8 protein-coding genes are annotated in these 7,599 nt (G+C 43.7%); 2 read left to right on the top strand and 6 right to left on the bottom strand.

The window, feature by feature from the left end; translation table 11 throughout:
- Positions 1-51: 51 nt before the first annotated feature.
- Positions 52-972: a tRNA epoxyqueuosine(34) reductase QueG gene (queG, locus tag WN50_RS27550; protein WP_046282051.1), complete on the bottom strand. Its 921-nt coding sequence runs from the start codon at positions 970-972 to the stop codon at positions 52-54.
- Between the two features lie 324 nt (positions 973-1,296).
- Between queG and WN50_RS27560 the strand changes: the two genes are divergently transcribed.
- Both WN50_RS27560 and WN50_RS27565 read left to right on the top strand, forming a co-directional pair.
- Positions 1,297-1,809: an orange carotenoid protein N-terminal domain-containing protein gene (locus tag WN50_RS27560; RefSeq protein ID WP_046282049.1), complete on the top strand. Its 513-nt coding sequence runs from the start codon at positions 1,297-1,299 to the stop codon at positions 1,807-1,809.
- A gap of 190 nt (positions 1,810-1,999) precedes the next feature.
- Positions 2,000-2,446, top strand: a complete 447-nt coding sequence (locus WN50_RS27565) for a nuclear transport factor 2 family protein (protein ID WP_046282048.1) — start codon at positions 2,000-2,002, stop codon at positions 2,444-2,446.
- 13 nt (positions 2,447-2,459) lie between these two features.
- Here WN50_RS27565 and WN50_RS27570 read toward each other — a convergent pair whose 3' ends face one another.
- The 5 genes from WN50_RS27570 to rsmH form a co-directional block, all read right to left on the bottom strand.
- Positions 2,460-2,894, bottom strand: a complete 435-nt coding sequence (locus WN50_RS27570) for a hypothetical protein (protein ID WP_046282047.1) — start codon at positions 2,892-2,894, stop codon at positions 2,460-2,462.
- A gap of 178 nt (positions 2,895-3,072) precedes the next feature.
- A complete protein-coding gene (locus WN50_RS27575) occupies positions 3,073-3,519 on the bottom strand; it encodes an ATP-binding protein (protein ID WP_046282046.1) in 447 nt (148 codons plus the stop codon).
- A complete protein-coding gene (locus WN50_RS27580) occupies positions 3,509-5,203 on the bottom strand; it encodes a SpoIIE family protein phosphatase (protein WP_046282045.1) in 1,695 nt (564 codons plus the stop codon). Before WN50_RS27580 ends, WN50_RS27575 begins: the two co-directional genes overlap by 11 nt.
- Positions 5,204-5,279: 76 nt before the next feature.
- A complete protein-coding gene (locus WN50_RS27585) occupies positions 5,280-6,416 on the bottom strand; it encodes an RNA-guided endonuclease InsQ/TnpB family protein (RefSeq protein ID WP_152964944.1) in 1,137 nt (378 codons plus the stop codon).
- 220 nt (positions 6,417-6,636) lie between these two features.
- Positions 6,637-7,539, bottom strand: a complete 903-nt coding sequence (gene rsmH / locus WN50_RS27590) for a 16S rRNA (cytosine(1402)-N(4))-methyltransferase RsmH (RefSeq protein WP_046280482.1) — start codon at positions 7,537-7,539, stop codon at positions 6,637-6,639.
- Between the last annotated feature and the right edge of the window lie 60 nt (positions 7,540-7,599).

Genomic DNA, 7,599 nt, shown 5'->3' on the forward strand with positions numbered 1-7,599 from the left:
GGTTTATTTAACTGATTTGCAGGGAAAACATACATCAACTCGAACCCGCCCCTACAGTAAATTTTTTTTGGCATTACGTCGCCACATTTGGGGTTTAATTCGTCGCAACGCTGAAGCGGTAAATTGTTCGTTCCATTCTTCTTCTGAAAGTTCTGCCAACTCACTTAATTTTGGGTCAATATTTCCCGGATAAGGTTGAAACGCCTCAACATCAGTTTCTTTAGCAAAGCGTTGATTCCAAGGACATACATCCTGACAAATATCACACCCCGCAACCCAACCGTTTAAATCAATATTCTCCGGTAACTGTTCGGCGCGATTTTCAATTGTATGATAAGCAATACAGCGATTCGCATCCACCACAAACGGTTCTGTTATCGCATTCGTCGGACAAGCTTCAATACAGCGCGTACAAGTGCCACAATGTTCGGTATGGGGAGAATCTGGGGTTAATTCTAAATTCGTTAAGACTTCCCCCAAAAACACCCAAGACCCATATTCTCGTGTAATTACATTACTATTTTTCGCAATCCAACCGATACCCGCCCGTTGCGCCCAAACTTTATCAGATATCGGGCCAGTATCGGCGTAATATCGCGCTTGAATGCCTTCTCCTTGGGCTTGTAACCAGTTGGAAAACGCTTTCAACTTCTGGTGCATCACCTTATGATAGTCTCGCCCCCAACCATAACGGGAAATCTTGCCATATTCAGCCCCTTCCCGACGTTCGTCAGGGGTGTAATAGTTCAACGCCACACAGATAACAGACTGTACCTCTGGCATGACTTGACGAATATCCTGACGCCTGGGGTTTGCCATCCAAGCCATCTCTGCTTGATAGCCTTGATTCAGCCAAGCCTGTAACCGTTCAACTTCGGCTTTGGGTTCAACAACAGTCGCTATCCCAACTTTGTGAAATCCGAGGGTGATGGCTTGCTGCTTGACTTGATGCGCTTGGACTGGGGGATACATGACCGTCGGATGTAGGGATTATATATAGCAGAGAAAGAGTTGATTAGGACACTGTTTTTCTGTCAAATCCTTTTATGATAAAGGTTTCAATTCTGTCTCCAGTCTCGGTGTCTCCTGATTTCTGCTATAGCACAGGTGTTGCTTTCAATGTAGCGATCGCGTTTACATTTTGCCATAAAAATATATTATTATTACAAATAAAAGCAATTTGCAAGTTTTATTTGCAAAACTTTAAAAAACGTTACATAATAGGAACCAAAGGAAGCAAGACTCAAGGTCAGCTCCTAAAAACGGTTATTTACCAGAGGAGTCTCAATACCTACTATGACTTTTACCACTGAGTCCTCAACTACAAGTTTTAGCCAAGTATTCGTTTCCAGCGATCAAAACGCTGTTGCTCGTGTCACTGCCAGCTTTAAAGCTCTCAATGTCGATCAGCAGCTTGGAGTGCTTTGGTTCCTCTATACCAAAATGGGTCGGACTGTTACCCCTGCGGCTCCCGGTGCAGCTCGTCTCCAATTTGCAGAAGGTCTGCTCAATGATATCAAGCAGATGCCTCCCCAAGATCAACTCAAAGCAATGCGTGACATTGCGGCTTCTGTTAACACCCCAGTCAGTCGCGCCTACGGTGTTCTTGGCGCTAACACTAAACTGGCGTTTTGGTATCAGTTAGCAGAATGGATGAAAGAAGGCTCTGTCATTGGAGTACCCGCAGGTTATCCCGTTTCTCGCGCTTCAAGTCAAGTTTTAGCTGCCATTGAGCAGTTAGAATTCAGTCAACAAATTACGGTACTGCGGAATGTCGTTTCAGGGATGGGAATCGATCCCCTCGCCTAGTTAATCTATAGCAGAGAAAGAGTTGATTAGGACACTGTTTTTCTGTCAAATCCTTTTATGATAAAGGTTTCAATTCTGTCTCCTGTCTCCTGTCTCCTGACTTCTGCTATATAATTGATCTAGAGCAGCGATCTAAATACATAAATGATCGCTGTTCTCTTGTTTTATTTGCTGTTTTGAATTGAACGTTATGCCGACAAGAACCTTATCAAATTCAGATAGTCTACTGCAAATCGAAGGAATTACAGAACCCCAAGTTCTCCAATATTTTGAAACCCTCAACGCTGGCAATTTTCAAGCAACTGCGGCTTTATTTGCAGAAGATGGCATCTTAGAAGCACCCTTTGAAGATTCCCTGCACGGAAAAGAAGCGATCGCCATCTACCTAACAGCAGAAGCTCAAGGAATGCAGCTTAAACCCCAAGAGGGAGTCAGCCAAACCTTAGAGAATGGTCAACAACAAGTGCAAGTGTTTGGGAAAGTGAAAACGCCTTTATTTTGGGTGAATGTCGCTTGGCAATTTATTTTAAATCCCAATGGGGAAATTGCCGTTGTCACGGTTAAACTTTTGGCTTCTTTGCAGGAGTTGTTGAATTTCAAAAACCCCTCTCAAAACCCATCTGAAAATTCGGATTGAAAGCCGTTTAAATCTAAGCTTTACTGGGAAGTTGTAGAGAACGAGTGAGTAATTCTCGTCCGAGTTCTAGATCTTTCGCCGAACATTTCCAGTCGGGATGGCTCGTCATCAATAAGCTTTCAATGGTTTCTTGATCAAATAAATGCCAAACTTTGATCGGTGCATTTTGATCTTCAATGGCGTAGCAGTTTTCACTAATACAATAGAGAATACAGCTTCCGGCGGCTCGCTCAATCGTCATCTGATCTCCCGGTTGCAGCGATCGCCAATACAGAATGGCTTGTTTAAACTCACTGGCAGAAGATACCATTAATCCCGGTATAATAACGGTGAGTTGTTGATCTCCATTGATATTAATCCAATAATGGCGAGACGGATCAATTCCTTTTAACCAAGGAGTTTCGTCATCTAAGCGATAGCGGGGGGCAAGTGGAAAAAGCTGATTCACTGAGCGTCTCCTGTCCTTGAGATATCATCAAAACTGATTTCAGATATTATTGACTTACCCCTCGAAAATATTGCAACTAAAATTTACAAAAATTAAAATTGTGTAGATTTCAGTTAAGTTTTGTTAAGAATATGACAGCATAACGGTTTAAGCTTCATCCGAAAAACCGGGTAAATCTTCAAGCTTGGAGTTGTTCAGACTCATCGACTTTTTCTCCCAGACTGGCTTCTAGACGCAGACAGTTATGACCATTAATCTGTAAACAGTAGTCAACTCTATCCATCAATCGATTCATAATCAGCCAGCCATAGCCGCTTTCTTGCCGATCTTCCGGGTTGGGAGGGCTATATTCACCCACTTCATAACCACTTCCACAATCCCAAACTTCCAGAGCAATATCTCGCTCCTGCAATTCGAGACGGATGATAATCGGTAGATGGGGCTGGTCTTTGTGAGCGTGGCGAATCACGTTTGAGTAGGCTTCCGCCAGTACCAAACGAAAGCGATTGGATTGACGGGGCCAATCAATGTGATGACCCAATTCCACCTCCAAACTACTCAACAGCCAATTTTCGACAACCGTTAAAAATCGAATGTCGCTCGGCACATGAAGCTCAGTTTTCATCTGTCAACAAGACCTCCAGCGCAAGTATTGTTTGGTCATCTTCCTGAACGGAACTATGCTCTCGGACAGAGGCCAGTAAATTTTCCAAGTTTAACGGCTCAGTTTGCTGCATCAAAAGCTTCCATAATCCCTCTTGATGAAGCATCGTGCGATGAGTTTGTCCCTCATTTGTACTGGGTTGAGCGACCATCACTTCTGTAATCCCGTCGCTGGTAAGCAGAAAAATATCTCCAGGAGACAGGATCAAATTCCCAATCTTCCCTCGCCAAGCCGGAAGAATCCCCAGAGGAATACCTCGCGCTTTGAGAAATAAGGGTTCTACCGTAATAGAGGAGTCAGGATCAACCGCCTGTTCCATCAGCATTTTTTGAGACCAAACAAGAGGATAAATATGTCCGGCATTGGCATAAATTAACTCTCCGGTCGTCGGAGTATAACGAGCCAGCACCATTGTAATAAAGTAATTATTGCCAATCAGATCATCAGCCAAAATCCTATTAAGATTGTGCATCACTTGTTCGGGGTCAGGGGAAGCATCTTGAGAAAGTTCTCGACGAATGACTGACATCGCACTCGCCATAAACAAAGCCGCCGGAACGCCTTTACCCGAAACATCTCCTACAGCCACCCAAACATCACCCTGAGAATGAACATAAACCTCAAAAAAATCACCTCCAACTTCTCGCGCGGGATAGCAACAAGCTTGCACCTTGACGGTTTGTAAATCCGGCCAGCTTTGTCGCAGTAAATTCGTTTGAATTTGACGAGCGACTTCTAACTCCGAGCGCATCTGTTCAGCTAGTTGAACGGTACGCTGATAAAGTCGAGCCTGAGACAAAGCCAAAGCGGCTTGTTCACTGACCGCTTCTAAGAGTTGAATATCATTATCAGACCAAGTATTAGCATCACTTTCTTGATAGAGAGCCAACACAGCTAGAAGATTAAATTGATAGCTTAGAGGAATAATAATTTGAATCAGATTATTCTGGTCAAGAGTTTGTAGAATTTTCGTTTCACGAGTTTCTAAAACCGCCAGCATTAACGATTCACTATCAGACAACCACTCGGGCGACTCCCCCTGGGTTGGTGTATAAGAAAACACTTCCGGCGACAGATGTCCATCTTCGACCGCTCGGATGTGACAGCCTTTCGCCTCAAACGTTTCTCCAATCGTTTGTGCTATCGTTTGCAGCATACTTGAATAGTCTAACGATTCCCGTAGAGCGCTCATTACATCATTGTAAAGAGACTCTCGACGTAAAGCACGACGCAACGACAGGGTACGCTGTTTTGAAAAGTTGTAAGTTTCTGAGGCTTGCTGAACCACTGATTTGAGCGCTTCTGGACTCCAAGGCTTGGTAATATATTTGAAGACTTGACCGGAGTTTATCGCTTCGACCAAATCTTCGACATCAGTATACCCCGTTAGCAGAATGCGGATCGTATCCGGAAAACGATCAACCGTCTGACTTAAAAACTCAGTACCGTACATTTCAGGCATTCGCTGATCTGAGATAATAATCGCCATCTCTCCTTCTTTTTCCAGAATGGAAAGAGCGCCTCGGGCGCTATCTGCTTTATATACTCTGAACTCACGCCGAAACGTCCGGTACAACAAATCCAAGTTATCTGGTTCGTCATCAACTACCATTAGTTTTAGCTTGGACTGCTCTCCCCGACTCATGCGATTGGTTACTCCCAGGTGAATGGATTAGGTTTCTACTGCTATCGAAAACTGATATAACACGGTATAAACCGTATTAATGTTTCGTTCCTGCATCACCCCGGACTGTCGGCAGCACCCGGTCAGACAGGCTTTTTACCGAGAAGCCCTCGGCATAACCTTCTAAATTCAGGCTGGTATTCAAATCGCGGTCAACGCTTACACCGCAATTATTACAGTTAAAAACTCGTTCTTTCAGTGCTATTTGTTGAACGTGACCGCAACTTGAACAGGTCTTAGTTGACGGGTAAAATCTATCAGCAAAAACTACTACTGAGCCGTACCACTCGGACTTATACTCGACTTGGCGGCGAATTTCATAAAGAGCAGAATCGGCAATAGCACCCGCTAACTTATGATTTTTTAACATCCGAGAAACATTCAAGTCTTCTAACCCGATGACTGCGTGATTTTTGCATAGCCATGAGGTAAGTTTATGAATTGCATCTTTTCGGATGTTTGTGACTCGCTGATAAGCTTTCGCTAATTTAAGTTTGGCTTTATTCCTGTTATTGGAACCCTTCTGTTTTCTAGAAAGTTCGCGCTGAAGTTTGGCCAGATTTTTCTGTGCTTTTTTGTGAGCTGCTGGATTGGCAAAAACAGTACCATCTGAACAGGTCGCCAATGCCTTAACCCCAACATCAACACCCAGATAAACTCTTGATTTAACAGTCTGTTCTGGTTCAAACTCATAGCCTACAGAGATATACCAAGAATCGGCGACTCGACTAATTGTAACTCGTTTAGTCTGGATTCCGGTTAGGGGTTCGTAAGTGTTAACCCATCCAATAAAAGGAAGCTTCAATCTCTTCCCCGAAAACTTCATTACCTTACCGCAATTATCGAGAGTAAAGCTATCATTTCTGCCTTTTTTCTTGAACTTAGGATGTTTGGCAATGCCTTGAAAAAATCGGCTAAATGCTTCTCCCAAGTGCATAAAAGCAAATTGATAAACTCTAGAACTTAGCGTTGACTGCCAGGAGTATTGAGGTTTAATGTGATTGGTGTATAATTTTTTAAGCTTGTTTGTTGAAGGTTTTAGTCCTTCTTTATAAGCCTCGTTCCACATCGCTAAGGCCCAATTCCAGACCCATCTAGAATATCCCGCGTGTTTAGCCATTAAGGTCTTTTGACGGTTATTAAGTTTGAGTTGGGTCTTGAAGGCTCGTTGCATAGATGTATTCTGTTATCTTACAGATAGTACCGTGTTGTACCATAAATTGTCAACTAAGTTACTGCTCCTGACTCCTGAATTCAGTTTGATAACTGGTAGTATTTAGGCGACCTTTAGTCGCTCGTGGCAAGTTTCCGCCCCTGAATAAATTCAATGGGCTACCACTCTACCGGACTGTTTCCCGTGTTTATCAATAATATTTCAATCTACTGGTGAGTCATCAGATCGTTATTCGTTCAGCCAGTCTGAGTTTAGCAGATCGAGCGCGAGGATTATCAGCGATTTCATCAGCTAGCGGTTGAATGGGCTTTTTGGTTAACACCTGCAAATGAGAATCACTTTTAAAACTCTGTTTAACTCTGCGATCTTCTAAACTGTGAAAACTAATCACTCCAATTCTACCCCCCAATTTTAACCATTGCGGTGCTTTGCTGAGAAAGGTTTCCAGGGCTGTTAGTTCTTGGTTAACCGCAATTCTGAGGGCTTGAAATACACGAGTCGCCGGATGAATGCGACCATAACGGGACTTGGGTGGGTAACAAGAGGCAATCACATCCGCCAGTTGAGTGGTTGTCTCAAACGGACGCTGTTGGACAATCTTTCTGGCAATCCGACGAGACAATCGTTCTTCGCCATAATCAAAAAAGATATCGGCTAACTCAACCTCATCGTAAGTATTAATAATATCAGCAGCACTCAACAATTGTTGTTGATTCATTCGCATATCTAACGGGGCGCTATGACGAAAGCTAAACCCGCGAGTTGGGGTATCGAGTTGGTAGGAATTGACGCCTAAATCTGCAATAATGCCATCAAACTCCATGCCTTTGGGTTGATACTCCGCAAAATTTCCCCGCCAAAACTGCACTCGCTCGACAAAACTCGGTTCAACTTCTGCTAATCTAGCTTGAGTTGCTGCGATCGCCACTTCATCTTGATCAAGGGCTGTTAAATGCACATCCGCCGCCGCTTGTAAAATCAACAAACTATGACCGCCACCACCCACCGTCGCATCCAGATAATGTCCCCCCGCAACCACAGATAACCCCGTGATCAATTCTCGACTCAAAACGGGAACATGAACAAAATTAGTCGATAATTCAGTTAAATTCAATTCAGGCATAGGAAATTGGGAGTTGGGAGTTGGGAGTTGGGAGTTGGGGCGGGTGAGGCCTAGATATCT

The sequence above is a fragment of the Limnoraphis robusta CS-951 genome (genome assembly GCF_000972705.2).

Excerpts from the sequence above, each read along its gene's own strand:
- queG (WP_046282051.1), bottom strand. The coding sequence starts at position 972 with ATGTATCCCCCAGTCCAAGCGCATCAAGTCAAGCAGCAAGCCATCACC.
- WN50_RS27560 (WP_046282049.1), top strand. The coding sequence starts at position 1,297 with ATGACTTTTACCACTGAGTCCTCAACTACAAGTTTTAGCCAAGTATTC.
- WN50_RS27565 (WP_046282048.1), top strand. The coding sequence starts at position 2,000 with ATGCCGACAAGAACCTTATCAAATTCAGATAGTCTACTGCAAATCGAA.
- WN50_RS27575 (WP_046282046.1), bottom strand. The coding sequence starts at position 3,519 with ATGAAAACTGAGCTTCATGTGCCGAGCGACATTCGATTTTTAACGGTT.
- WN50_RS27580 (WP_046282045.1), bottom strand. The coding sequence starts at position 5,203 with ATGAGTCGGGGAGAGCAGTCCAAGCTAAAACTAATGGTAGTTGATGAC.
- WN50_RS27585 (WP_152964944.1), bottom strand. The coding sequence starts at position 6,416 with ATGCAACGAGCCTTCAAGACCCAACTCAAACTTAATAACCGTCAAAAG.
- rsmH (WP_046280482.1), bottom strand. The coding sequence starts at position 7,539 with ATGCCTGAATTGAATTTAACTGAATTATCGACTAATTTTGTTCATGTT.